Annotated in this window: 20 protein-coding genes; 3 read left to right on the forward strand and 17 right to left on the reverse strand. The window is 53.1% G+C overall.

Annotation, left to right across the window (positions count from 1 at the left end):
- Positions 1-274 precede the first annotated feature (274 nt).
- Positions 275-838: a DNA-directed RNA polymerase subunit delta gene (gene rpoE / locus DFP94_RS23360; RefSeq protein ID WP_114498887.1), complete on the reverse strand. Its 564-nt coding sequence runs from the start codon at positions 836-838 to the stop codon at positions 275-277.
- Between the two features lie 447 nt (positions 839-1,285).
- Between rpoE and DFP94_RS23365 the strand changes: the two genes are divergently transcribed.
- On the forward strand, positions 1,286-2,452 hold the full coding sequence (locus tag DFP94_RS23365; protein WP_114498888.1) for a S8 family peptidase: 1,167 nt from the start codon (positions 1,286-1,288) through the stop codon (positions 2,450-2,452).
- 47 nt (positions 2,453-2,499) lie between these two features.
- Here DFP94_RS23365 and argS read toward each other — a convergent pair whose 3' ends face one another.
- From argS to DFP94_RS23420, 11 genes are all read right to left on the reverse strand, one after another.
- The gene (gene argS, locus DFP94_RS23370) at positions 2,500-4,179 is read right to left on the reverse strand and encodes an arginine--tRNA ligase (RefSeq protein WP_114498889.1); all 1,680 of its coding nucleotides are present in this window, start codon (positions 4,177-4,179) and stop codon (positions 2,500-2,502) included.
- A 3-nt stretch (positions 4,180-4,182) separates the two neighbouring features.
- A complete protein-coding gene (locus DFP94_RS23375; protein WP_114498890.1) occupies positions 4,183-4,602 on the reverse strand; it encodes a YwiB family protein in 420 nt (139 codons plus the stop codon).
- Positions 4,603-4,968: 366 nt separating this feature from the next.
- A complete protein-coding gene (locus DFP94_RS23380; protein ID WP_114498891.1) occupies positions 4,969-6,141 on the reverse strand; it encodes a WD40/YVTN/BNR-like repeat-containing protein in 1,173 nt (390 codons plus the stop codon).
- A 150-nt stretch (positions 6,142-6,291) separates the two neighbouring features.
- Entirely contained in the window at positions 6,292-7,161 is an 870-nt protein-coding gene (gene speB, locus DFP94_RS23385; RefSeq protein WP_114498892.1) for an agmatinase, read from the reverse strand.
- 15 nt (positions 7,162-7,176) lie between these two features.
- Positions 7,177-8,004 (reverse strand): polyamine aminopropyltransferase, encoded by an 828-nt coding sequence (speE, locus tag DFP94_RS23390; protein WP_114498893.1) that lies wholly within the window; start codon positions 8,002-8,004, stop codon positions 7,177-7,179.
- Between the two features lie 593 nt (positions 8,005-8,597).
- Complete coding sequence (locus DFP94_RS23395; protein WP_114498894.1) at positions 8,598-9,638, reverse strand: NAD(P)/FAD-dependent oxidoreductase; 1,041 nt, start codon at positions 9,636-9,638, stop codon at positions 8,598-8,600.
- Between the two features lie 52 nt (positions 9,639-9,690).
- Positions 9,691-11,421, reverse strand: a complete 1,731-nt coding sequence (locus tag DFP94_RS23400; RefSeq protein WP_114498895.1) for an ABC transporter ATP-binding protein — start codon at positions 11,419-11,421, stop codon at positions 9,691-9,693.
- A 35-nt stretch (positions 11,422-11,456) separates the two neighbouring features.
- Positions 11,457-12,494 carry a FecCD family ABC transporter permease gene (locus tag DFP94_RS23405; RefSeq protein WP_114498934.1) on the reverse strand — a complete coding sequence of 346 codons (1,038 nt, stop codon included), beginning with the start codon at positions 12,492-12,494 and terminating at the stop codon, positions 11,457-11,459.
- A gap of 8 nt (positions 12,495-12,502) precedes the next feature.
- Complete coding sequence (locus DFP94_RS23410; protein ID WP_114498896.1) at positions 12,503-13,558, reverse strand: FecCD family ABC transporter permease; 1,056 nt, start codon at positions 13,556-13,558, stop codon at positions 12,503-12,505.
- 13 nt (positions 13,559-13,571) lie between these two features.
- Positions 13,572-14,558, reverse strand: coding sequence for an ABC transporter substrate-binding protein (locus DFP94_RS23415; RefSeq protein ID WP_114498897.1), 987 nt, complete (start codon positions 14,556-14,558; stop codon positions 13,572-13,574).
- A gap of 31 nt (positions 14,559-14,589) precedes the next feature.
- Positions 14,590-16,566 carry an AraC family transcriptional regulator gene (locus tag DFP94_RS23420; RefSeq protein ID WP_114498898.1) on the reverse strand — a complete coding sequence of 659 codons (1,977 nt, stop codon included), beginning with the start codon at positions 16,564-16,566 and terminating at the stop codon, positions 14,590-14,592.
- A gap of 289 nt (positions 16,567-16,855) precedes the next feature.
- Here DFP94_RS23420 and DFP94_RS23425 point away from each other — a divergent pair, with 289 nt between their 5' ends.
- Both DFP94_RS23425 and DFP94_RS23430 read left to right on the forward strand, forming a co-directional pair.
- Entirely contained in the window at positions 16,856-18,919 is a 2,064-nt protein-coding gene (locus DFP94_RS23425) for a transglycosylase domain-containing protein (protein WP_114498899.1), read from the forward strand.
- A 565-nt stretch (positions 18,920-19,484) separates the two neighbouring features.
- The gene (locus tag DFP94_RS23430) at positions 19,485-20,174 is read left to right on the forward strand and encodes a DNA-3-methyladenine glycosylase (protein ID WP_245955077.1); all 690 of its coding nucleotides are present in this window, start codon (positions 19,485-19,487) and stop codon (positions 20,172-20,174) included.
- Positions 20,175-20,189: 15 nt separating this feature from the next.
- Here DFP94_RS23430 and DFP94_RS23435 read toward each other — a convergent pair whose 3' ends face one another.
- From DFP94_RS23435 to DFP94_RS23455, 5 genes are read right to left on the reverse strand one after another with little or no spacing between them, the layout of a single operon-like run.
- Positions 20,190-21,254, reverse strand: coding sequence for a protein-glutamate methylesterase/protein-glutamine glutaminase (locus tag DFP94_RS23435; RefSeq protein ID WP_114498900.1), 1,065 nt, complete (start codon positions 21,252-21,254; stop codon positions 20,190-20,192).
- A gap of 29 nt (positions 21,255-21,283) precedes the next feature.
- Positions 21,284-22,075 (reverse strand): CheR family methyltransferase, encoded by a 792-nt coding sequence (locus DFP94_RS23440; RefSeq protein WP_114498901.1) that lies wholly within the window; start codon positions 22,073-22,075, stop codon positions 21,284-21,286.
- Between the two features lie 21 nt (positions 22,076-22,096).
- On the reverse strand, positions 22,097-24,169 hold the full coding sequence (locus DFP94_RS23445) for a chemotaxis protein CheA (protein ID WP_114498902.1): 2,073 nt from the start codon (positions 24,167-24,169) through the stop codon (positions 22,097-22,099).
- A gap of 14 nt (positions 24,170-24,183) precedes the next feature.
- Complete coding sequence (locus tag DFP94_RS23450; RefSeq protein WP_114498903.1) at positions 24,184-24,612, reverse strand: chemotaxis protein CheW; 429 nt, start codon at positions 24,610-24,612, stop codon at positions 24,184-24,186.
- Positions 24,613-24,631: 19 nt separating this feature from the next.
- Complete coding sequence (locus tag DFP94_RS23455; protein WP_181873273.1) at positions 24,632-26,617, reverse strand: methyl-accepting chemotaxis protein; 1,986 nt, start codon at positions 26,615-26,617, stop codon at positions 24,632-24,634.
- Positions 26,618-26,622 lie beyond the last annotated feature (5 nt).

The raw sequence follows: 26,622 nt of genomic DNA on the forward strand, positions 1-26,622 counted from the left end.
TGTCTTGCTGCCCGAATGCCCCCGGCAAAGCCTCAGGCAATTCGGATTTCAGGCGACTTTAGATCAATATAGCGTAACCCATTCTGCAAAAAAACATAGCGAAATGGGCATAAAAAAACAAAAAAGTGACACCCGAACAGGTCGGGGCACTTTTGAATGAATACATATTTATTGGTTTGAATCATAAGCCCATGCAATAGTTTACCCGTTACCCACCCCTCTGTCAAGTGAAGGGCGGGGTGCAAAATGGTGAACATTTGACCGGGCCTCTTATTTATTTGTTTTCTTCGTCCTCGGCAAATTCTTCTTCCTCTTCGGCGTCGTCCGAGTCTTCTTCTTCCTCGTCCAACTCCTCATCACCAAGAATCGTATCTTCCTCTACTTCTTCAACGTCATCATCGTCGTCGTCGGAGAACAAATCGTCGTCCGAATCTTCGTCAACAGCGTCGTAATCATCATCTTCCTCGTCAGAAGTAAATGTATCTTCTTCTTCCGTGAAATCATCGTCCAGATCGTCATCGTCATCGTTAATAATGCGCGGACGCTTGGCATTGCCGACTGGATCTTCGGAACGTTCGATCGGATACCAGCGTTTAAGGCCCCACAAGTTGGTGCCGACGCAAGCAAAACGGCCGTCGATATTAATTTCCGTATACAGTTGCGCAATCGCATTGTTGATTTCTTCCTCGGACATGCCGCGGACTTTTGCTACCTCATTCATAAGGTCACGGTAATAATGCGGCGTATTCGCAGCTTTCAGAATCATAAAGGCCAAGTCGACCATCGGAACCTCGTGCACTTTTTCCGGGTCAATTTTCAAATTGAGTGGGGTACTCACGTAACGGACACTTCCTCTCACGCATTGTTCACAAAAAGATTGATTTCCTAACTAACATATCCATATCACAAAATAGTAAACCTTATTTGCCATTAAAAAGCAAGTTTTTAGTTGTGCCCATACCATGTCATATTCCATTCAAACATCCCGGAAATTAAAAAGGGGCGTGAACTTTCGTTCGCCGCCCCCTGACTGTATCCACTTCGAACGGAATTGAACCTTCCCTCCGAAGGATGTTGAAAGCCTAAAAGACCTTCACCATATCCTATGTCCAGTTTTCTGCTTTGACACGGTGAATGAGGGCCCAACTTGATAAATAAAAGCGATTTCTTTACGCACACATGCAAGTGAGGCCCATTTTGCAAGGAGCAGGGCCTCTTTCCCATTCAGGCTGTAGGGTGCTGTCATACAATACTGCAACACGCTTCGTCAGGAGGGCTACTCATAATGGACTACTCCAGCTTCCTGCGGTATTTGAATGAACACATCGACACCTCCGGAAAAAGCGGCCGCCGCATTATCCGCTTTCCGCATCCTACGCTATTTGCCGAATTCGTGAAACAACTTCGAGCACGAAGACGCCAATATCCGGCCTTACGGCGGGTACGCACCTCCTCGTTGCTTCAGGCTTTTTTTTGCCCCTTGCCTCTGCCGGGGGGAGAAGCCTGGAGACGATTCGGTCTGCTCGTCGAGGAAGATGCCCGGGTTGCCGTGCACTCCGCCGCGGTCCCAAGCAAAGAACTACCCACAGGCACCCCATGGGGGGTGCGGCATATTGGCGCTCCGGACGCCTGGTCGGTCTCGACAGGCAATCAGGTCCGCATCGGTGTCATTGATACGGGAGCCGATTTTAATCATCCCGATCTCCGGCATTCGCTTGCAAGAGGCGTCAATCTGTTGAACCAAATGAGTCTTCCTTTCGATGATAACGGCCATGGCACGCACATCGCCGGAACCATCGCCGCCTCGGGCGGCTCCAAAAGCATGATGGGTGTTGCTCCCCGTTCCCTGATCTATCCTGTAAAAGCGTTTGATCACAACGGCTCCGCCTATGTATCCGATATTATCCTCGGCATAGACTGGTGCGTTCAAAACCGTATGAACATCATCAATATGAGCTTTGGCATGAAGAGCAAAAGCCAGTCCTTGCAGAACACCATTCGCAAGGCCTACAACGCAGGCATTGTCGTCGTAGCCTCCTCAGGCAATGACAAAAAAAGCAGAGGCGCCGATTATCCGGCCCGGTATCCCCATACCATCTCCGTCGGGGCTACCGGCAAGGACGGACGAATTGCGCCCTTCAGCAATCACGGCCCCCGCATCGATATTTACGCACCGGGGGAAAAGGTCAAATCATGCTGGCTTGGCGGAGGCTATCGCGAGATGAACGGCACCTCCATGGCGACCTCCCATGTCAGCGGATCGATCGCCCTGCTTCTGGCCCATCGGCCGGGGTTGTCGCCGGGGGAGATCAAAAGGCGGTTGCGTCGCACAGCCCGCCCTCTATATTCCCCGTCGTCCAAGACGAAGCTCGGCGCCGGAGAAGTCAACGCCGCCCGCCTGTTGCGCGGCAAGCCGGCCGCAGCCAGCAAAAAACCGTCAGGGAGATCCTAGTCCCTGACGGTTTTTGTCAATCACGGCTGCCACAGGCGCGTGATGGGCTACATCCGCTCCGGCGCGGATACGCCGATCAGCTTCAGCACATTCGCGATGACCGTGCGAACGGCACCCAACAGCACGAGGCGCGCTGCGGTTTGCTCCGCGTCTTCCGTAATGACGCGCTCCGCTCTGTAATAGCTGTGGAGCATGGCGGAAAGCTCATACACATAGCGCACGAGGCGATGCGGAGCATAGTTCTCGGCCGCGACGCCGATTTCTTCCGGTAGCTCGCCCATTTTCCGCAGCAAATCATATTCGTGTTCCGCCGTCAATTTTTGCAGGTTTACGCTATCTGGAGCCGGAATCGCAACGCCTTGTTCTTCCGCTTGACGGAAAATGCTGCAAATCCGTGCATGGGCATATTGCACGTAATACACCGGATTCTCATTAGATGTCGAAATGGCAAGGTCCATATCGAAATCAAGATGCGAGTCCATGCTACGCATCGTAAAGAAGTAGCGGATAGCGTCGACGCCAACTTCATCCATCAGGTCGACCATCGTCACCGCTTTACCGGTCCGTTTCGACATTTTCACCTTTTCGCCGTCTTGGAACAGGCTGACCATCTGGGCGATCAATACCGTCAATTTCGCCGGATCGTTGCCGATGGCCTGCATCGCCGCCTTAACGCGGGGAATGTAGCCGTGATGATCGGCGCCCCAGATGTTGATCATCTGATCAAAGCCGCGGTCGTATTTATTCCGGTGATAGGCAATATCCGGCGTCAAATACGTATAGGTGCCATCGTTCTTGACGAGAACGCGGTCCTTGTCGTCCCCGTATTGTGTCGTCCGCAGCCAGGTCGCACCTTCCTGCTCGTAAGTCTGGCCTTTGTCACTCAGTTCCTTCAACGAGGCCTCGACTTGACCGTTCTCGTACAGCGACGTTTCGCTGAACCAGACGTCAAAACCGACGCGGAATCGTCCGAGATCGCGCTGAATCTTCGCCAGTTCTTTCTCCAAGCCGTATTTCCGCAAGAAGGCCTCGCGTTCTTCGGGAGACTGCGACAACAGCAAGTCGCCTTTCTCGGCAGCGAGCTCCTTGGCAAAACCTTTAATATCCTCGCCGTGGTAACCATCCTCCGGCATTTCGGCATCCTGGCCCAGCTCTTGCAGATACCGCGCTTCAATCGATTTGCTCAGGTTGGCCACCTGATTGCCCGCATCATTAATGTAGTATTCCCGGGTTACTTGATAACCGGCAAAATCAAGCACGTTGCAAAGCGCATCGCCCACAGCGGCCCCGCGGGCATGTCCAAGGTGCAGGCTGCCCGTAGGGTTGGCGCTGACGAATTCGACTTGAACCTTTTGCCCTTTGCCGGCGTCAATGCGGCCGTAATTCTCTCCTTGAGCGTAAACTTGGAGAGCGATCGGGTAGAGATAGCTTTTGCCGAGCGTAAAATTGATAAAGCCCGGTCCTGCAATCTCGGCTTTCTCGATTCCCGCCTTGGCATAATCCAGATGGCTTAGGATTTCCTCCGCGATTTGGCGCGGATTTTTCTTTGCGATCCGGGACAGCTGCATGGCCGCATTTGTAGCCAGATCTCCGTGGGCCTTGTCTTTAGGCACTTCAAGCACGATGACCGGTATTTCTTCGCGCTGCGCCAGCCCGGCGCCGGTAATGGCTTCAATAACGGCCTCTTTCAAGGTCTGATTGATTTGTTCCAACGGATTTTGACTCATGATTTAAACTTCCTCCTGTATATGTAAACTATTGGCGAAATGTCCCGACAATTCTTCGTACACAAATAAATCGTATTCCCAAGCGATATGTCCATAAGGTCCGTTAAGCCGCGTCTCCAGAGTTCGCGTATGCGTGGACAGATTGAACTTCGTAAACGGTGCACGATAAAATCCGGGCAGCTTGCGTCCAACCTGAAACGTCTGCTCCGACTCCACTTCGCCGTGACGCATAATTTTCAGTTCGCCACCGGAGATTTTAATCATCGTTCGCGTCGTACCCCCGTTCGCCCCTGGCTCGGGTTCTTCATATTTGATGTAGGCCGCATCCCCTCGGACAAAGACCTCTCCCGTCACTTCCTGAAGAGTTTCCTCCCCGTTCTGGCGGCTCGTGACCACAATTTTGGCTCTGCTCTGATCCGGCATATCCCAAATCCCCATTCTATATATTACATTGTATCCTATTGTACTACTATATCCAGTTCATTGTTTCAATTCAATACGATGAGGTTCTGCCTAAGTGAGAAGAAAAAAGAAACCCGGATATAAACCGGATTTCCTTTAAGTGCTTATCTTGACCTGTATATGAATGGTTTACGTTACTTTCCGTTTAAATGCGTGTTCAAAAAGTCGACTTTTCAGCACCGAGAAGGTTGGATGAAGGAGGGACTGAGGAGCGGAGCGTAGGCAAAACCTACGTGAGCACCGGAAGGCCCGCCTGAATTCAAGATTCGATGTCGGTTAAGGATCCTGAAATGCTTCGTGATCAAAAGATGACTTTTTGAACAACCTCTATAAATCAAACTTGATATTCCAGCTAGCCCCGCCGTCTTTGGTGAGGTAAATCGCCGCGTCATCCGGGTTGGTGACGACGAGCCAACCGCTTTTCTTCGCCGGAAAGGCAATTATTGCCTCAAATCCGGCAAGCGTCGCCGGGACGTTACTCCAGGTTTTGCCTCCATTATAAGAGCGTCCCACACCGACCTTGCCCGCTGCCGGAGAACCGCCGGCCAGGTAAGCCGCCCCATCCGCGATGGCCAGATTCCCGAGGTGTCCGCCGGGATTCGCGGGTCCCCGCTCCGCTACGGCTTTCCCCGAACCGGGTGCCGGTCCGCCACCGGCCGTGTTTTGCGCGATGACCCGGGTCCAGGTCTTTCCGCCGTCCCGGCTGGCGTAAAGGGAATACGATACCTGCGACATGCCGGATTCCCCGCGCACAAGCACCCATACCTGATCGCCGCTGCTATAGATTTCGCCGCCGATGCCTCCGGAAACGGTTAACGACTCCCGCCAATGGCGCCCACTGTCAGCGGTCCTCATCAATTGGATTCCACCGCCCGGCTTCACCGTCATGGCCCATCCCCGCTTAAGGGCTCCATCCTTAGGGAACAGCGCAGCCCGCGTATTGGCCGGCGTCGGAATCCGGGCCCAAGCACTTCCGCCGTTTTTGGTCACATAGGCCGCGTTCCTCGTATACCCGACCACGGTCTCGGCATCATGAACATCGATCCGTTGCAACGATTGGCCAGCCGTATAAACAGTAGACCATTTCGAGCCGCCGTCTTTGGTACGAAGCAGGTTGAAATTCGGAGATTTCCCACTTCGGGCCAAAGCCCAGCCCTTCACATTGTCCGGAAACTCGATTTGTTCAAATTGCCACTGCCCCGTATAAATATCCTGCCAATGGCAGCCGCTGTCCGACGTCCCGATCAGAAAACCGTTTCCGGCTGCACGCCCTGTCGATGTACTCAAAAAATCGATATCGCTGAATTTAAGGGGATCCTGATCGGCACCCGCCCGTTCCTCCTTCAGCTTTTTCAGCAATCCGTGATCGCCCTGCCCGCACTTGCCGTCCTCGGCTGCCGCAGCTTTGGATACCGGTGGACCGGGGAGAGCCCACATGCCGACGATCAAGCCAAGGCATAGCATCGGGACGAGCCAAAACCGGAATTGTTGTTTGTTCATTTTCAACACCTCCATTACATTACTATTACCCGTTTCGGAGAAAGGCTCCAAACCCGGAGATCCGGTGGATATAAAAAAACCTCCTACCCGCAAACCAGGTTTACGAATAGGAGGTGCTTACCTTCAGTATATAAAGTAGCTTACTGCGCTTTACTTCACGAATCCTAGCAACATTTCGCGGATCAGCTTCGCCGCCACGATTTGTGTTTGCTCGGTCGGATCGTAGATCGGAGCGACTTCCACGAGGTCGCAGCCGACGACGTTTACGTCGGAGCCCGCGATCAGATGCACGGCTTCAAGCAATTCCTTCGACGTAATGCCGCCGGCTTCCGCCGTCCCTGTGCCGGGAGCGCAGGACGGGTCGAGCACGTCAATGTCGATCGTCACGTAGACCGGACGGCGTCCGAGCTTCGGCAGCGCGCTTTTCAACGGCGCGGCTACATCGAAAGGATAGAAATTGATATTTTCGCGTCCGTATTGGAATTCCTCCTTGGAACCCGAACGGATGCCGAACTGGTAAATGTTCTTCCCGCCCATCAGTTCGGCCGCTTTGCGGACCGGCGTCGAGTGGGATAACGGCTCGCCCTCGTAATGCTCGCGCAAGTCCGCATGCGCGTCGATATGGATCAGCGCCAGATCGGGATACTTCTCATACATCGCCTGAATCACCGGCCAAGTCACAAGATGCTCGCCGCCGAGACCGATCGGGAATTTATCGTCGGCCAGCAAACTGCGGACATACTCGCCGATCACTTCCAGGCTGCGCCCGGCGTTGCCAAACGGCAGCAGGAGATCGCCCGCATCGAAATAAGTGGCGTCGAGAATGCTCTTGTCCAAGTAAGGGCTGTATTCTTCCAGTCCTACCGAGGCTTGGCGAATACGGGCCGGACCGAACCGGGAACCCGGACGGTAGCTGACCGTGAAATCCATCGGCATCCCGTATATGACCGCTTTGGAGGACGCATAGTCCTCGGAACTACAAATAAATACGTTGCCTGAATAAGCTTGATCCAGTTTCATTCTTTTTCTCTCCCTCTATTTCACAAGATCTTCCACGAATTTCGGCAGCACGAAGGCTGCTTTATGCAAACGTGGCGTATAGTATTTCGTATCGAGCTCCGGGATCTTCGTCTCGTCGACTTCGAGCGGATCATGCTTTTTGCTGCCCATGGTGAACGTCCACAAACCGCTAGGGTAAGTGGGAATGTTGGCCCCATACACGCGGACGATCGGGAAGATTTCTTTGACGTCCTTGTTGACCTTTTGAATCAGGTCGGCCTTGAACCAAGGGTTGTCCGTTTGCGCAACGAAAATGCCGTCTTCCTTCAGCGCTTCGTGGATGCCCTGGTAAAATCCGCGTTCGAACAGCGGAGCCGCCGGGCCCACCGGTTCGGTCGAGTCGACCATGATCACGTCGTATTTGTTCTTGCTTTCGATAATATGCATATATCCGTCGTTCACCTGAACCTCAACCCGGGGGTTGTCCAGTTCGCCGGCGATTTCCGGTAAGTATTTTTTCGAATATTCGATCACTTTTCCGTCAATTTCAACGAGAACGGCCTTTTCCACCTGGGGATGCTTGATCACTTCGCGGATCACCCCGCCATCGCCGCCGCCTACGACAAGCACGTGCTTAGGATTCGGATGGGTAAACAGCGCCGGATGTGCCACCATCTCATGATAAACAAACTCGTCCTTGACCGTGGTCATCACCATGCCGTCGAGCACCAGCATCCGCCCGAACTCCTCGGTATCGATCATCGCCAGGTCTTGAAAATCCGTCTTCTCCGTCACTAAAGTTTCACGAATTTTTGCTGTGATGCCGAAGACGGGCGTTTGCTTCTCCGTATACCACAATTCCATCGTACAACCCTTCTTTCCGCCAGAATAGTGTTTGAATCATTATTCACCCCTGCCAAACAAAATTGATAATAACACAGTTGGTGTTCGCTGTGCGAGTCATTACCGCCAAATGTTTCCGGTATATAAGGTGAACCATTAATTGGATGTGGGGCAAGTACGTAAAATGTTCCTACGATCGCTGTTGGTTCCAGATTTCTTGATCTTATAGAATCTAATACGGCGGAAATCCGGAACCAAAGGCGAACGCAGCCTATGCTTCCGATGCAGCTTTCTTGCAGAAAGCTTTCAACTTCTTCGGAATCATTTTACTCCCTTGCCTGCATCGCATTCTTTAGTTCGTCTTATATTATTTACGCAATAAAAAAACGGCCAGCTCCCTATTAGTGCGAGTTCAAAAAGTCAGGTTTTCAGGACCAAGAAGGTTGGATGAAGCGGGGACTGAGTAGCGGAGCGTACATGGGGTACGTGAGCAACGGAAGGCCCGGCTGAATTCAAGATTCGACGTCGAATCCTCATCCTGATCTGCTTCGTCGTGGAAAGATGACTTTTTGAACAACCTCTATCATCGGAAGCTTCACCGTTTCTATACCCAATTATGCATCCTCTACCACGCCCAAAGCGCGATTCTTCTCTTTAAAGCGGCTGTTATGGGAGGAAACGTAGGCCACCTTTTCGGCATCCGGCTCCATGTACAGCTTGGCGCTATTGACGGCTAAAGCTGCATCCGTAAAGGCTCCGGCGATCAGCCGAACCTTGGTCTCATAGTCGACGAAATCGCCGGCCGCAAAAACTCCCGGAATATTGGTTTCCATTTTCCCGGAAACCTCCGCCGTCCACTCGCCCATGTTCAGCCCCCATTCCCGAATCGGGCCGAAGTCGCTGCGCATCCCGTGATTGACGATAACGGCATCCACATCGATCGTATCCTCGGCGATTCCGTCGACCTGACAGATCGTGACTTGCCCGATCGTTTCGCCGTCCTGGCTGTGCAGTTTACCGACGAGGCAAGAAGTCCGCACATCCACGGAGGAAGCTCGCATCCGAGCCACGTTCCGTTCGTGTCCGCCGAACTCCTCGCGGCGGTGAACGATCGTGACCCGGGCCGCAATGCTCTCCAGTTCGTTGGCCCAATCCACCGCGGAATCCCCTCCGCCGGAAATGAGTACCTTCTTCCCGCGAAATACCTCCAGCTCCTGCACCGTATAATGAAGGTTCGTTACTTCATACCGGTCGGCTCCTTCAATTTCAAGCTTGGCCATTTTCCGGATCCCGTATCCGATTGCCATGATCACCGTGCGCGTCCAGTGACGTTGGCCCGATTCCGTGATGAGAATAAACGTGCCGTCCCCCTGCTTCTGTAGCCGGATCACCTGCTCGCCAAGCACGATCGTCGGATCGAAGGTTTTCGCTTGCTGTTCCAACTGCTTGATCAGCGTCCTGCAGAGCGTCGGTGTTACGCCGCCTACGTCCCAGATCATTTTCTCCGGATAGATCAGCATCCGCCCGCCCAGTTCCGGGTTCGCATCGATCAGCTTCGTTTTGAGATCCCTCATCCCGCTGTAGAAAGCGGCATACATTCCCGCAGGTCCCCCGCCGATGATGGTCACGTCATATAAATCCAAAGGTATCGACATCTTATATTCCTCCAGTGCAAATTTTCTCTATATATCGCTGCTCCTCCTGTCCTCAGGAGACTTGCTCCGCCATGCCGAATTGGGCCCGGTGCAGACGGCTATAAGCCCCTCCTGCTTCCATAAGCTCACGATGAGTGCCCTCCTCGGCGATCCCCTGCTCGGCGACCACGACGATCCGGTCAGCGTCCTTGATCGTCGCCAGACGGTGCGCAATGATCAGCGTCGTTCTTCCCTTCGCCAGCTTGGACAAGGCCAATTGAATGGCGGCTTCCGTCTCCGTATCCAAAGCTGATGTCGCTTCATCCAAGATAAGAATCGGCGGATTCTTCAGGAACATGCGCGCAATCGACAGGCGCTGCTTTTGACCGCCCGAGAGCTTCACGCCTCGCTCGCCGATCATAGTGTCCATGCCCTGCGGCTGCTCGAGAATCAGCTCTTCCAGCTGCGCCATCCGGGCGGCCTCCCAAATGGCTTTCTCGGTCGCGCCCAGATCGCCGTAGGCGATATTTTCACGGATCGTTCCGTCAAACAGAAACACGTCCTGCTGCACAATCCCGATATGCGACCTCAGCGATTCCAAGGTGATGCTCTTGATATCCCGCCCATCCATCGAGATGGTCCCCTCATCCACGTCGTAAAAACGCGGCAGCAAACTGCATAACGTGGTTTTTCCGGCCCCCGAGGGACCTACCAAAGCGACCGTTTCTCCCGCCGCAATATCCAGATTCAAGCCTTTCAGTATTTTTTCTTTATTTTCGTACCCGAAGGTCACATTTCTGAACGAAATATCCCCTTTTACGTTTTGAACGGGTCCCGCCCCGGGCTCATCGGCCACATCGGGCGCAAGCTCTAGCAGTTCCAGGTACCGTTTAAATCCGGCGATGCCTTTGGGGTAGGTTTCAATCACCCGGTTGATCTGCTCGATCGGCCCCAAAAACACGTTCGAAAGCATCACGAAGGCAATAAATTCCCCATAAGTCATCTGTTTCTGAATCACGAACCAGGTTCCGCACATCAATACAAACAACGAAACGAATTTCATCAAAATAAAACTAAGCGATGAGTTCCAGGCCATAATGCGGTAAGTAAGCAGTTTAGTTATCCGGAAGCGTTCATTGTTTTCGGCAAACTTGGCGATTTCATGATTTTCGTTGGCAAAAGCCTGCACGACGCGGATTCCGCTTACGTTGTTCTCCACCCGGGCATTGTAATCGGCGATATCGGCGAACATTTTTTTGAAGGCCCGGGACATTTTCCGGCTGAAAAAGAGCGACAAGTAAATCATCAACGGCACGATGATAAAAGTAAGCACCGCAAGCTGCCAGTTGATTCCGAGCATAATGCCGAACGCCCCGGCCAGCGTCATGACGGCGATGAACAAATCCTCCGGCCCGTGATGGGCGATCTCGCCGATATCCATCAAATCGTTGGTCATGCGTGAGACGAGATGTCCGGTTTTGTTGTTGTCAAAGAATCGGAAGGACAGCTTCTGTACGCGGTCAAACAGCTTCTTCCGCATATCCGACTCGATATTGATGCCCAGTTTATGACCCCAATAGGTGACGACGTAATGAAAGAACGAGCTCACCGCATAGATCCCCAGCAAGGCGAGGCAGGCGTAAAAAATCCATCTCCAGTTCCCGCTCGGCAGCAGCGTATCCACCACTTGATTCACGGCCAGTGGAAATGCCAGCTCCAGCAAAGCGGCAAAGATGGCGCAGGAGAAATCCAGAACAAACAATCCTTTATAAGGGCGATAGTATTCAAAAAAACGCCTCAGCATGTCGGTGCATCCCTTCTTTCCCGATGTTTGTTAAGTTAATTCTTGGTCTTGACCAGCAGGTACAAGAAATAAGGGGCGCCGATTACGGCTACCACGATCCCCGTTGGCACTTCCGTCGGCTGCAAGATCCATCTGCCGATCGTATCCGCCGTAAGCACCAGCAGCGCTCCCGCCAAAGCCGACGCGGGCAGCAGCCATTGATGCTTGGGACCGACCAGCCTGCGGGCCAGATGGGGACCGATGAGGCCCACGAACCCGATGCCCCCGCTGACCGATACGCAAGAAGCGGCGAGACCTACGGCGGCGGCCAGCGTTTTTAGCTGTTCGCGGGAAACGAAGGTCCCCAGGCCGGTTGCCGTTGCTTCACCCAGGTTAAGCACATTCAAGACCCTTCCCTTATAAAAGACATAAGGGAGCAGAAAAACGATCCACGGCAGCAGGCTTAGTACGAACTTCCAGCTTGTTCCCCAAATGCTGCCGGCCAACCAAGTGGCGACGAATTGATATTTCTCCGGGCTGAGCCTTAGCGTCAGGACGATCATGGCGGAGCTGATCGCCGCGGCCACGGCAACCCCGGTAAGGAGCAGTCTTGTCGGCATAATGCCTTTGTGCCGGCTATAGGACAGGGCGAACACCACGGCTGCCGTCAGCGCTCCCCCTGCCATAGCCAGCACCGGCAAGAGCATCGCCGGTACGGCGGAGGCGCTGGGGTACAGGAAGATGAACAGCATCACCATCAACCCCGCGCCGGAATTAATCCCCAAGATGCCGGGGTCGGCGAGAGCGTTGCGCGAAATGGCCTGCATCACGCAACCGGAAACCGCGAGTCCGGCGCCGATCAACACGGAGATCACGATCCGCGGAAGGCGGAAGTCGAACAAGATCAACTCCTGTTGGGCCGTGCCTTTTCCCAGCAGTGTATGCGTTAAATCCACCGGCGAAAGCCGGATGAAGCCCGTATTCATGCTGATCATGAACGAGACGAGGATCAGCAGGCCAAGTATGGAAAGGACAAAAGCTCCCTTTTTGTTTTGTTTTTTGCCAAGCGGATTCACCGGCAGGTTGTTTTCCATCTCCATGTTTAGAGCTCCCTCCTTTCTTTGCGGGCCAAATACAGGAAGAAAGGAACGCCGATCAAAGAAATGAGAGCCCCTATCGGCACCTCGTATGGAGGATTGATCATCCTGGCGGCCAAATCGGCCAAAACTACCAGCAAGCTTCCCAAAACGGCCGAACAGGGGATGATCCACCGGTAGTCCACGCCGACCAAGTATCGCGTTAGATGAGGAATGATCAAACCGACGAAGCCCACCGGGCCGACCACCGAAACCGCCGAACCGGCCAGGACCAGCACAATGACCGTCGCGGCAAGCTTAACGAGTCCGGTCCGTTGGCCCAATCCTCTTGCAACGTCCTCCCCGAGACTCAGCATCGTAATGGAGCGGGATAAGACAATAGAGCCGAGGAGGGCGCCCCCGACCCAGGGAACCATGGTTTTGAGCTGATACCACTTTGTACCGGCTACGCCCCCGGCAACCCAGAAGGCGATATCCTGCCCCACATTGAAGTGAAGCGCAATCCCTTCGCTCAAAGCGCTAAGCAGAGCGCTGAGCGCCGAGCCGGCCAGGATCAGCCGGATCGGCGTCAAGCCCCCTTTGGCCAGGGAACCGACTCCGTACACGACGCCTGCGCCGAGTCCTGCTCCGACGAAGGAATACAGGATCAGATACAAAAACGGCAGGCCGGGAAAAAAGGCAAAGCACAGCGCAAGCGCGAAGCCCGCCCCCGCATTCAGCCCCAACAGGCCGGAGTCGGCCATGGGATTTCGGGTCATCCCCTGCATGATCGCTCCGGCAACCGCGAAGGAGGCGCCGACCAAAGCTCCGCCCAATACGCGAGGCAAGCGAAGCTCCCAAATGATCTGATGCTGGGTCGCCGCCGGATCAAAATGGAATATAGCCGACCATACCACGGGGAGCCGGATATCCGCCGCCCCGAAACAGATGGATAAGGCGATGCTCAAGAGAAGGACCGCGGCCCCCCCGATCAGAATGAGGGTGGCTGCCAGCGGCCGTGACCGCAAAGTCTTGGTTTTCCGCGGAAGCTCCCTCGTTAAAGATTGGACATGGGTGTTCATCGTTCGTCACCTTTCATTCCGCTTGCTTGGCGTTTCGCGTAACGAGCAAATCGGCAATTTCTTCGGCTTGTCCAATCACGGCCGCCGGATCGTAATAGTAGTAACGGTCACTGTCCAGCTCATAGACACGGTTATTTTTCACTGCCTCAAGCGACTGCCAGATCTTATCGCCTTGATAACCCATCTTTTCCTTTGGAATGGCCAGGAAAATATGATCGCCCGCATACTGGTTAACCGCCTCAAGCGAGAGGCTCTTCACCTGCGTATCTCCAAAAATTTCGTTCTTGATGATCTCCGGAGGCGTAAGCTGAAGCACATTGTAAATCGCTTGGCCGCCGCGGCCGTAATTATCCGCGAAAAGATTCATTTTCTTCTCGTCGATGGACATCAGCGTAAAGGTCTCCTCCGGACCGATAATCCCGTTCAATTTAGCCCTGGCGGCTTCTGCGCGCCGGTCATACTCCTCCAGCCAGGCTTTGGCTTCTTCTTCCCGGCCGAGCATTTTCCCCAGGCCTTCTATTTCCTCATGCGCGTTTTTGTAAGTATTGTAGGGAACCACGATCGTTGGAGCGATCTTGGAATAACTCTCATAAGCGCTCTGATCGTTGTTGAACGTAAGGATTAAATCCGGCGAGAGGGCAACGATCTTTTCCATGGACGGATCCCAGTCGCCGACGCTTTCAATGCCTGCCGTTTTATCGCCCAGATAAGGGTTATCAATAAAATATTGCGGCGCTCCCACAGGTTTGAATCCGAGAGAAACGACGGCGGACAAGTAATCCAAAGCGACGATCCGCTGCGGTTGAAGCGGAATTTCAACCTCGCCGAATACGGTATCGACCCTTTTGGTTCCGGCGGAAACGCCTGCATCGGCCTGCCCGGCCGTATCCGGTTCCCCGGCGCCCGAGGCGGATTTATTCGCTGAGGAACAAGCGCCTAATACCAAGGACATTACAAGCAGAAGTGTCAGGATCAGCGGCGTTGTTGGTTTTTTATACATCTATTAGTCCCTCCTCCTTTTACATTCCAAACTAGTTTTTCGTGTTCCCAGCCAGCTTGTCCGCAATTTCTTCCGCCTGCAAGAGGGCCGACATCGGGTCGGAGGCAAAATATTTCTTCATCTCGATCTCGTACACGCGATTATGGGTCACTGCCGGAAGCGAGGTCCAGGTCGACGGAAGCTTAGGCGGCTCTTGGCCTTCATTGACCAGAACGATCACGTAATCGCCGACGTAATCGCCGACGGTTTCCCAGGACAATTCAACCCGGCTCTCCTTCTTGTCGATCAGCTCGCTTTTCACCTTTGGAGCAGGCGTGAGTCCCAGAATTTGATAGATGGCTTTTCCTCCGCGTTCTCCCAAATCACCCACAACCATTGCGAATTTCTCTACCGTAACGTAATCCACGATGGTAAAAGTGGCTCCTTCGGGTATGACCTGATCGATTTTGCTGCGCGCAGCCTCTTTGCGGCGGTCAAAATCGGCAAGCCACTCCTTGGCCTTGTCCTGCTTGTTCAAGATTTCGCCCATCGCGGTGATCTCTTCATGAATATCACTGTATTGGGTCGAATCGAAGACGACCGTAGGGGCAATTTTAGAGTAATTCTCATACGCCTCTTGATCCCAGGTAATAATCAGGTCCGGGGCAAGCGTCATTACTTTTTCAAGAGACACCTGACCGTCCCGGCCTATATCCTCCACGCTAGCGGGGACAAGCGGCTTCAGGAACGCACCGTAATCCAGCAGCGTTTTGCTGACTCCCACTGGCATCACATCCAATGCCAAAATATCGCCGAGATACCAATCGGCTACTACCCGTTTAGGCTCCGCAGGCACTTCGACTTCTCCCATCACCGTAGATACTTTCCGTGTACCGGCAGTATCCGAGGCTTGTGACCCGTTATTTTCCTGCCCGGTCGTTTCCGCTTCCTGTCCTGCGGCATTAGCCGCCGAATTCCGGTTCTCGGCTGCTCCCCCTCCCGAACAGGCGGTAAGCATTAATGTAAAGCAAAGCATGAAAGTCAGCAGCCGGGTTGATCTCGAACCGTTAAACATGTATATATCCCCTTTTTCATTATATTGATAATGATTATCATTATTAATATAACGATGCTGGGACATCCCGCCAATGGAGGATATGAATGTAATCCATGGAGAATCTGAATCCTCGTTGCCTAAAGACGCTTCGGCTTTATACTGTCCGGGAGTCAGCCCGGTCTGCTTTTTAAACACCCTGTTAAAGTAAAATACATCCGTATAGCCGACAGCGGAAGCGATCTCCTGCGCGCTCGCCCCGGTGCCGGACAGCATCTCCTTCGCTTTGTCGATCCGTACCTGGATGACATAGTCGATGGGACTTTTCCCCGTACGCTGCCTGAACTGCTTGGAAAGATACTGCATGCTGTAGTTCCACTTCTTGGCGAGCATTTCCAGGGAAATGGGCTCATTGTAATGCTTGTGAATGTAATGAAGGATCTGTTCCGCCACATCGAGAGGTTTGGAGGGACTTTCCCCTAGCTGAAGCTGACGGATATGCTCGTAAACGAACTCATAAAATCGGGATTTGGCGTAAAGTTGGTTCAGTGCGGGCACATACCCCCGATCCCAATCCGAATACATCGCCCGGACAATCTGAAACAGAACGACGGGGGCTTCCGGGATCCAGACGCTGGTTTGCTTCATCGGGTTCTTGGATGGCGAAAGTTTCTTGACCTTGCCAGTCCGCGCATAAATTTCTCCTTGATAATATATGGCGTAATATTCGATTTCTTCGTCGCTTGCTTCTATGGATAAAAAGGCGCCCTTACCGGCATGCAATAGACAGAACCCGTCAATGCCATGATTGGACTTATCCAGCCGCAGGCTGCCTTTCCCGCGCACCATAAGCAAATACCCGCTGGACGCGAACAAAGAAGTTTCCTGACCCCATGGCCTTACCGCCGAATGCCGGATTTCCGTAATCTGGATCAGCGCATGATTCCAGAAATCCGCATATTCCTCCCAATCCAAGGTCAACCCTCCCAAGTACCGTATAGTAATTAAGCTTCATATTAATCAAGCCTGATAGGTAGTTAAGCTTCATAAGTAATAAGTTCCATAAGTAATAAGCTTCATTCTAATTGATAACGATTATCATCGTCAACGAAACAAGATAATTGGTCCTTTTGCCCTTTATGAATAACCTTAATAATCTGTCCCATACTAGAATTATCCAGCATCTACATGTTGCGAAATTAACGCTATATCCGGCGTTTTTCCCTTTAATTATCCGGGCCGGGAGTAAAAGAGGAGGTCCCTAATGCATAAACTTGTCCGCAGCCAGCGCAAACCGCCACGCAGCCGGCTTCTGAGGCTGATGAAATATACCTTGTACTCCGGCTTATTTGGAGCGGCGTTTCTCGGCATTGTACTGTTATATTTATCGCAAACCAGCCTTCCTCCGGCGGATTCGGCCAAAAATTCGCAGCTGATCGACCTCAACGGACAGGCTGTTACCGTTTTTTCAAGCAGCGAGCGCAACCGGAAGTATGTGGATCTGGATGAGATATCGCCGTGGTTGATCAAAGCGACTTTGGCGGTGGAGGACCGGAAATTTTATGATCATTACGGTTTTGATATTAAGGGGATGCTGCGGGCACTGTTGGTCAATCTGAAAGAAATGGACAAAGTCCAGGGAGCCAGCACGCTTAGCCAGCAATTGGCCCGGAATCTGTATCTCTCCCACGAACGAACCTGGTCACGCAAGCTAAAAGAAGCCAAACTCACGGCGCAGCTTGAAATGAAATACAGTAAAGATGAAATCTTGAATATGTACCTTAACGAGATTTATTACGGGCGCGGAGCGTACGGCATTGAAGCGGCGTCACAAATGTATTTCGGCAAGTCCGCCAAGGATCTCGATCTGGCCGAAAGCTCTATTTTGGCCGGCATCCCCAAAGGACCTACCTATTATTCTCCCTACAACCATATGAAAAACGCCAAGGACCGGCAAAAAATCATTTTGGCCGCCATGGTCGAGACTGGATTGATTACGCAAGAACAAGCCGACGAGGCCTATAACCAGCTGTTGTCCTTCCAATCTCCGCAGCAGCGGACCCGCACCGAGGAAGCCCCCTATTTCCGGGATTACATCCGGAACATTGTGGTGCATGAGCTGGGTTTTGAAGAAAGTATGCTGGAGCATGGCGGGCTGCGTATCTATACGACGCTGGACATGGACGCGCAGCGCGCCGCCGAGGCCGCCGTAGCTTCGGAGCTTCAGAACAGCCCCGACTTGGAGGCGGCGCTCGTATCCATCGATCCGCGGAACGGGTATGTGAAAGCCCTCGTCGGCGGGGCGAATTACAGAGTGAGCCAGTATAATCACGTGTTTGCCACCACCCGGCAGCCCGGCTCCAGCTTCAAACCGATTATGTATCTGGCGGCGCTGGAATCGAAAAAAATGACCGCTGTCAGCACATTTAACAGCCAGCCCACGCTGTTCCACTATGACGATAACCGGAAGACGTACAGTCCGAAAAACTATGGGGACAAGTATCTTGGGGAAATCGATATGCGCAAAGCGATTGCGGCATCGGACAATATTTACGCGGTTAACACCATTCTAACCGTGGGGGCCGAACAAGTGATTCAGTTGGGCAAAAAAATGGGAATCACCAGCCCGCTGGAACCCGTGCCTTCATTAGCGCTGGGCACTTCCCCGATCAGCCCGTTCGAAATGGCCGCCGCGTTTTCCGTCATCAGCAATCAAGGGCGAAAGGTAACGCCTGTCGCCGTGCTGAAAATTACGAATGAGGAAGGGCATACGCTCTATAAAGCTCCTCAAATGAAGGAGCAGGAGCAAGTGATCGAGCCGGCCGCCGCCTATGTGCTTACGCAGCTGATGGAAAGCGTGTTTGAAATCGGCGGCACCGGCAACCGGGTATCCGCCGAGATTAAGCGGCCTGTGGCCGGCAAGACCGGAACGACCAGTACGGACGCGTGGCTGGTCGGCTTTACGCCGGAGCTGTCGACGGCCGTTTGGGTCGGCTACGACAAGGGCAAGACGCTCGGCACGGCTGAGTCGCGCCGGGCTGCGCCGATCTTCGCCAAGTTTATGGAGAACGCGCTGGAAAAGGTGCCGCCGAAAATTTTTCCGATACCGGACGGCGTAGTTAGCGTCTACATCGACTCCGCCACCGGCAAGCTCGCGACCGCCGACTGCCCGGACAAGAAGCTGGAGGTATTCTTGCAAGGTACGGAGCCGACCGAATTCTGCACCGAACACGGTGAAGGCGAACAGCCTGCCGAGCCGCTGCCGGTCAAGGACAAATCGGAAAGCCACTCCTGGTGGAGCGATTTGAAACGCTGGTGGATGGATTAGAACGGCGAGGAGTACAGTTAGAGTTTTGCCGAAGTGAGAAGTTGGTGCGCGTTGAATGAACTCACTCGTGGTGAAGTTACTTGTGCTATAGAATAAATACCTTGCCTGGAATGGTAGTTGGTGTGCGGCAGTTGAACTCTCTCGAGGATAGGTTGCTTGTGTGCTGAATTAAGTACCGTCCGCAAGCGCCGCAACATTAAATGGATTTCCTACAGTTAATTTGACCCGATTCGGCTGCTGGATTGGATTAGATGGAGAACCTCCATCTAATTCGGAGTAAAGTCAGCCAAATCAGCAAAAACGCGGAATTAACTGTAGGTTTTCCAGTTAATTGACCTTCGAGGGCCTTTTGCTCAAAATTAACTGCATATTTTCCAGTTAATTTTGCATCACAGGCGGCTCTCCGATTGCCGGGGCAATCGGGGGGGCAGTCGCTCGACTTGCGCTCCAAACAGCAGTTTTTATAATATAAAGGTAAACCTGACAGGGGTTGAACGTCATTCCGGGGTCTCTAAGCAAACACTTCCGGAATGGCGAAAATCCGAGAGAGAGGAGGCCTGAGTCTATGAAGTCTATGCCTAGCAACTTTAGCGCGGGAGGCCTACTCCCGCTTTCTTTTTATGCCGTTTCGGCGCTGAAGGCGGCGCCCCGGTTGCTGGGGCAGACGCTCGTCCGCGAGACCGAAGAAGGCGAGATCCGCTGCCGGATCGTTGAGACGGAGAGCTACGGCGGCGTAGAGGATAAGGGGAGCCATGCGTACGGGGGCCGGAGGACGGCCCGTACCGAGATTATGTTTGGCGAGGGCGGAGCCGCCTATATTTATTTGATTTACGGCATGTACCACTGCCTGAATGTGGTCACAGGGCCGCAGGACGACCCGCAGGCCGTCCTGATCCGGGCCGTGGAGCCGCTGACGCCGGGAGACGAGGACCTTATGCGCGCCTATCGCGGATCCCTTGCCCGCCGGCCAATGGACTTGTCGGGGGGACCAGGCAAATTATGCCGGGCCCTTAACATCGACAAGTCGCTTAATGGCGTGCTGCTGCACAGCGGCGACAGCCCGCTGCGGCTGGAAGCAGCGGGCACCCCGGCCGAGCCGCCGGCCCGGGACGACGGCTCGGATATCATCCTTGCGGCGCCGCGCATCAACATCGCCTATGCGGCGGAATACGCCGAAGTGCCTTGGCGCTTCTATTACCAGGACAACCCGTATGTCTCGGTTGTCGACAAAAACAGGGCATTCCTTATTAACTAAGGAATGTCCCCGTTATCAAACCTTTGTCAATTGCCGGATTTTTGCGGCAATTACGGTCACAGGCACGACGTGGTCGACGCAATTGAGACTGATCGCCGCCCGCGGCATGCCGAACACCACGCAGGTGTCCTGGGCTTCCGCAATTGTGGATTCGGCCCCCTGCCGCTTGGCCTGCGCCATCGCCCTTGCGCCGTCGCTGCCCATGCCGGTCATCAGCACGTAGTGCTTCTTTAATCCCGGCAAAGCGGATACCGAGTCGAACATGACGTCCACCGAAGGACGATGGCCGTTTTGTGGTGGTTCCTGGTGCAAAACAATACGAAACTCGTCTTTCTTCCTAACCAGCGTCATATGATAGCCGCCGGGTGCAATATAGGCGGTTCCCCCTTGCACCAGCTGCCCGTCCTCCGCTTCCACGACCCGGATCCGGCATAAGTTGTTCAGTCGCTGAGCTAAAGACAGCGTGAACTTCGGCGGCATATGTTGTACAACAAGAACGGGGTACGGAAAATCCGCCGGCAGTCCCGTCAGCACCGTCTCCAAGGCTTTCGGACCGCCCGTCGATGTGCCAATCGCCACGATTTGACGGAACTCTTTGGCCCCATCCGAGACAACGCGCTTGGGCTCCCATGCGGCCTGCGGGGTTCCCCCGCGGCGTGCGGCAATCAACACCGAAAGCTGCGTCCGGGCCGCTGCCTTGATCTTGCCAACGATCTCTTCCCGGGCCCCGACCAGACCCGTGCCGACGGCTCCGGAAGGCTTCGGTATAAAATCAACCGCCCCGCTTTGTAGCGCCGTGATCGTTTCTTCGGCTCCTTCCCTAGTGAGGGAGCTGAGCATAATGACCCGCGTCGGCAGTTCCTCCATGATTTTTCCCAGCGCTTCGATTCCGTTCATTTCCGGCATTTCAATATCCATCGTCACTACATCGGGCCGCAGCTCTTTGACCATCCTGACGCCCTCGGCCCCGTTGCGGGCCGTGCCGACGACCTGAATATCCTCATCCTCTTCCACCAGCCGAACGATCATCCTGCGCATAAACAACGAGTCGTCAACGACGAGTACTTTAATTTTCCCCATGACTGGTATCTTCCTTTAGTTAAATTGAATTATTGCTTTCTGTAAAAAAAGGTTTCCGTTGCTTCCAACCCATACAGATGCGGTTGAAAAATCTGCTCCGTTCCCCCGATGAATAAGTAACCGCCCGGCTTCAAAGCCTGGCTAAACTTAGCAAAGATACTCTCTTTCGCTTCATCCGTAAAATAAATCAGCACGTTCCGGCAAACGATCAGGTCGAACCCCGTTTCATAACGGTCGGCAAGCAAGTTATGCTGCTTAAACTGCACGCAACGCTTTACTTCATCCGAGATCAGGTACCGTTCGTCGTATTTCCTGAAAAAATGGTTCAAATGCGCTTTGGGTACATCCTTGACCGCTGCCGCCTGATAGTTCCCGATTTTCGCCCTTCCAATGGCATTCTGATCCAAATCCGTTGCCAACAGCTGAATTTCCTTCAAATTCATAAATTCGGATAACAGCATCGTTATGGAATACGGCTCCTCTCCCGTTGAGCAGGCCGCACTCCAGCATTTCAGCCTCGGGCTGCGTTTCAGCAGTTCGGGCAGGACTTTACCCCTCAGCACGTCCCATCTTTGCGGGTTCCGAAAAAATTCCGATACGTTGATCGTCATCTGATCCAGAAATTCGCCATACAGTGCAGGCTGGGCTGAAAATGCATTATAAAAGTCAACAAAACTGTCATAGCCTCTTCTCTCGCGCAGGCTGCTCAATCTACGTTTCATTTGCGGTTCTTTATATAAAGCCAAATCAATGCCGGACTTTGTCTTTACGAGCTGGACAAACCGTGCAAAATCTTGATCCGGCTGCAGAGAGGTTACCATCCTCGCCTTCGCCTCCTTTTTTTATGACACGGTTTTACCGCCGATCTTACTGATAATTCCCACTATTTCCATAATCAGCGCAACGCTTCCGTCACCGAGAATCGTTCCGCCTGCAATGCCGGTCACTTTGCCTATATAGGAGCCAAGCGACTTGATTACGATTTCCTGATTACCGATTAGTTCATCCACTACCAAAGCCAGACGCTTCTCCGCCGATCCAACAATGACAAGGGAAATATTCTGCTTGGAGTGTTCCGTTACCGGCAAATGAAAGTACTCATGAATCCGGGCGACCGGAATGACCTGATTGCGAAGCAAAATGACCGATTGTCCCCGCACCGTAACGATATCCTCCCGCGTGACTCTGACGATTTCCGAAATATTGCTCATGGGGATAATGTAAGTTTGTCCCGCTAGTTTGACAAGAAGCCCATCAATAATGGCCAGAGTCAAAGGCAGTTTGATTTTGAATGTTGTCCCCTTGCCGATTACCGTATGAATTTCGATCAGTCCGTTCAGCTTCTCAATGTGGCTCTTGACGATGTCCATCCCGACGCCACGGCCGGAAACGTCGCTGACGACCGCTGCCATAGAGAACCCCGGCCGGAAAATCAATTCGACCGCTTCCGGCTCCGACAAATACGAAGCCTCCTCTTGCGTAATTACACCTTTGGCCATCGCGGAAGCTTTGACTTTCTCCGCGTGGATTCCGGCTCCATCGTCTTCCACGTAGATGACGACCTGGTTATCTTCATGAGCAGCCCGTATGGTTAGCGTCCCTTTCGGCGATTTGCCGGCTGCCTCGCGCACCCCGGGAGCCTCGATGCCATGGTCTACCGCATTTCGAATTAAATGGATCAACGGATCGGCAATTTCTTCAATCAGCGTCCGGTCGAGCTCGGTATCCTTTCCTTCGATGACCAGCTCGATTTCTTTGCCCAAATCCCGCGACAGATCGCGAATCATCCGCGGAAACCGGTTAAAGAGCTGCTCAATCGGAAGCATCCGGGTCTTCATCACGCTCTCCTGCAAATCTCCGATAATTCGCGATAAATGGTCGGAAATATGCCCCAGTTCCTCCACCGAGTCATCCGTAAACCGCCTTCTCTGGATACGTTCTACTTGATGAATCCGGGTTTGGTCAATGACCAGTTCACCGACCAGATTCATTAAATGCTCCAGCCGCTCGACATTAACTCGAATCGTCTGCTGCTTGGTCTTTGCAGGAGAGGAAGCATCCTCTTGCCCCGCCGTTTTAGGAGCGGATAACACCGGAGAAGGCTGAACGAGCTCGATTTCTTCCGTGGATACGGGCTCGATCCGCACCGTTTCCACATCCATTAAATCCATGGTTAGTGCCCGCAGTTCTTCCCGGTTGCGTTGGCCCGCATGGAGGTAGGCGATCTCGGTCGGTTCCGAGCTATGCTCCTCCATATCTTCCAGCTCCGGATGGGTATATAACACTTCGCCCCACTCGGCCAGACTGGACTGAATCACAAAGGCCCGCGCGCCCTTGATCGGGCAGGAGCTTGAAATCCGAACAAAGATCCAGTTTACCTGCCGGCCCTGATCCTGGCATTCACTTACTTTGAGCCGGGTATCGAGTAAAAGAACCGGCTTTACGGAACTCGTCCGCAAAGGGGCGGATTCCATTTTGTCAGCCACCGGTTGAACCGGCGAAACAGCTTGTTCGACTCCTTGCCTCACCTCTTCCGCCCCGTTTGCAAAACTATGCAATTCCTGAACACAGGCAGAGATATCGATCCCTGTGCCGCCTCCGCCGTCCACGATGTCTAATTTCAGCAGCTTCAGGTGATCTAAGGCATGGAATAAGCGATCGATCAAGGCTCCGGTTACGGCACGTTTTCCGCTTCGGACCAGATCCAGCAACTGCTCCATCTCATGGGTCAACTGCTTCATTACATCAAAGCCCATGGCCGCCGAGGAACCTTTTAGCGTATGCGCCGCGCGGAACAAGCTCTGCACGACGCCATGGGAATTCTCTTCCCGCTCCAGCTTCAGTATTTCCTCATCCATCAATTGCAGCTGTTCTTCAAGCTCCTCCAGAAAAACCTCTCTATATTCAGATAGCACGACAATATGCCTCCTTATTCATGCAAAAGAACTTCATCCAGCCTCAAGATGCCGACCAGCCCGCTCTCTGCAAGCCCGATTCCCGTGAAAAAGCTCCCTTGTACGCCTCCAACCCGCTCCGGGGGAGGTTGAATATCGAAAAACGTCGTCACCTTGTTTACCCGGTCGACGACAATGCCGACCGCTTCTTCTTGATGATGAATGACAACGATCCGGCTGCTTTTGGTATATTCCGCTTCGTTACTGCCGAATAAACTGCGCAGACTGATTACGGGAACGATCCTTCCCCGCAGATTGATGACACCCTTAACATATTCCCTGACATTCGGGATGGCGGTAATTTCCTGGATTTTGATAATCTCATGTATATCCTGAATCCGGATCGCGTATTGCTCTTGTTCAATTCCAAATTCAACGTACTGCTCTTGACCGCTTACCTGCATGTTTCCACCTCCTGCGTAATCAGACTTTAAACGCCGCTACCATGCGGTTTAATTCATCGGCAAGTTCGGCTAAAGCCCCTGCAGTCGATGCCGTTTCCTCACTGCTTGCCGCTGTCTCTTGCGTCGCTGCCGAGATGTTCTCGATCGCGGCCACGACATCGCTCGATTGGGCTGCCTGCTCTTCGCTCGCCGCCGCTATCTCCATCACCCGGCTCGCCGATTCGCTTACCATGGCAACAATATGGTCAAAAGCTTCTCCGGATTGCTCCGTGGAGAGCACTCCTACTTCCACTGCCTTAACGGTTTCCGCCGTGTTGTTCTGCATACCTTTAATAATGCCTGTAATCTGCTTCGTCGCTGCCCCGCTCCGTTCCGCCAATTTACGAACTTCATCCGCCACGACGGCGAAGCCTCGTCCCTGATCTCCTGCGCGGGCCGCTTCAATGGCGGCATTCAGTGCCAGCAGATTGGTCTGTTCCGCGATATCGTCAATAACCTCAATAATCTCGCCGATCCGGATCGAGTCTTCTTCCAGCCGGAGCACCTGACGGCTTACCGAATTCATTTCCTCCATGGAACGCCCTACTACCGCTCCGCCTTCACTGGCGACCGTCGCGGTTTTGTTCGCCAATTCCGAAGCCGAAGCCGCGCTGGCTGCTACCGAGTTGATCGCGCCGGACAATTCCTTGAACAATTCATTGATCGTTTGGACCGCATACGCCTGGTCACCGCTGCCCGAGGCCAATTCTTGGGCTCCCGCGGAAATCTGCTGCGAGGCGGCAGCGACCTGAGAGGCATTTGCATTAACTTGGCCAAGCATCGATTTCATGCTTTGCGTAATCTCCTGGAACCCCCGGCTTAGGACGCCGATCTCATCATGTCTGCGCAAGACCTGTTCCGGCAAATCTTTCGTAAAATCACCGCGGGCCATATATTCGCCGATATCCACCACCAGCTTAAGCGGCTTCACTATGCTGTTGGTGAGTAAGACAACTACGAGGCCTAATACTAGCAACGTGAGCAAACCGGCAATAATAATGATGGTCAAAACCCGGTCCGAATCGGCTGTGATCTCTTTCAAGGGAACCACCGTAGCTACCGACCAAGGAGTTTCGGTTTGGCCCACCGCAATCGGTGTGTAAATAAGATAAGTCTCATTCCAAATATACGTGTATGAGGCACCCTTTCTGATGAAATCCAAGGTTTCCGTATTCGCATCCGGGAATGCCTCTTTCAAATTTTTGCCGATGATGCTCTTATCCGGATTCGTCACGACGGTACCTGTGTTCGAATAAATATGGGCGAAGCCGGTCGTATACAGCTTGAATTGGTCCATCATGTTCTGAAGATACTCCAACTCGATGTCTATTCCGATAACACCTACCACGGAGCCATTTTCTTTAATCGGAACAATAAGCGACGTCATCATGACATCCTTTCCGTTAATCGAATAATTGTAAGGATCCAGGATAACCTCTTTTCCGCTGTTTTTCGCGAGGTCATAGAACCCGTTTTCTCCTTCAATATCCGAAGCTTGAAGCGCGCTTAGCTCTAGTCCGTTCTCTGTCCGTTTCCAATAAGGAACGGATCTTCCGAGCTCATTTGAACCCGTGGCCCCCCGGAACTCCGCGTCCTTGCCGTCAAAAGCGTTAGGTTCCCAAATCGCCCAAGCTCCAATATAAGAAGGGTTATTCTCTACAGCTCTTCTCAGCATGGTATTCTGTGCTGTTCGATTCGCCGTTTGGGTCTGCTTCAAACTCTCCACGGATTCAGCCAAATTACGGGCTACCGCAATCGCATTCTCGAACTCCAGCTGCACAGTCGCGCCAATTTTCTCACCCGAGGTTTTCGATAAAGACATCGCAGTGGATATCGCTTCATTTCTCGTTGTTACCCCTATAAACGTAAGCATGATTCCCAGCAGAATGACGACCGACCCCAAAATGATAACCAGCATACGGGTCCTTAATTTCATGGAAAATCGGGATTTTGTTATTTTCACCATCGTCG

It is taken from the genome of Fontibacillus phaseoli (assembly GCF_003337355.1).
Classification (GTDB): Bacteria; Bacillota; Bacilli; order Paenibacillales; family Paenibacillaceae; genus Fontibacillus; species Fontibacillus phaseoli.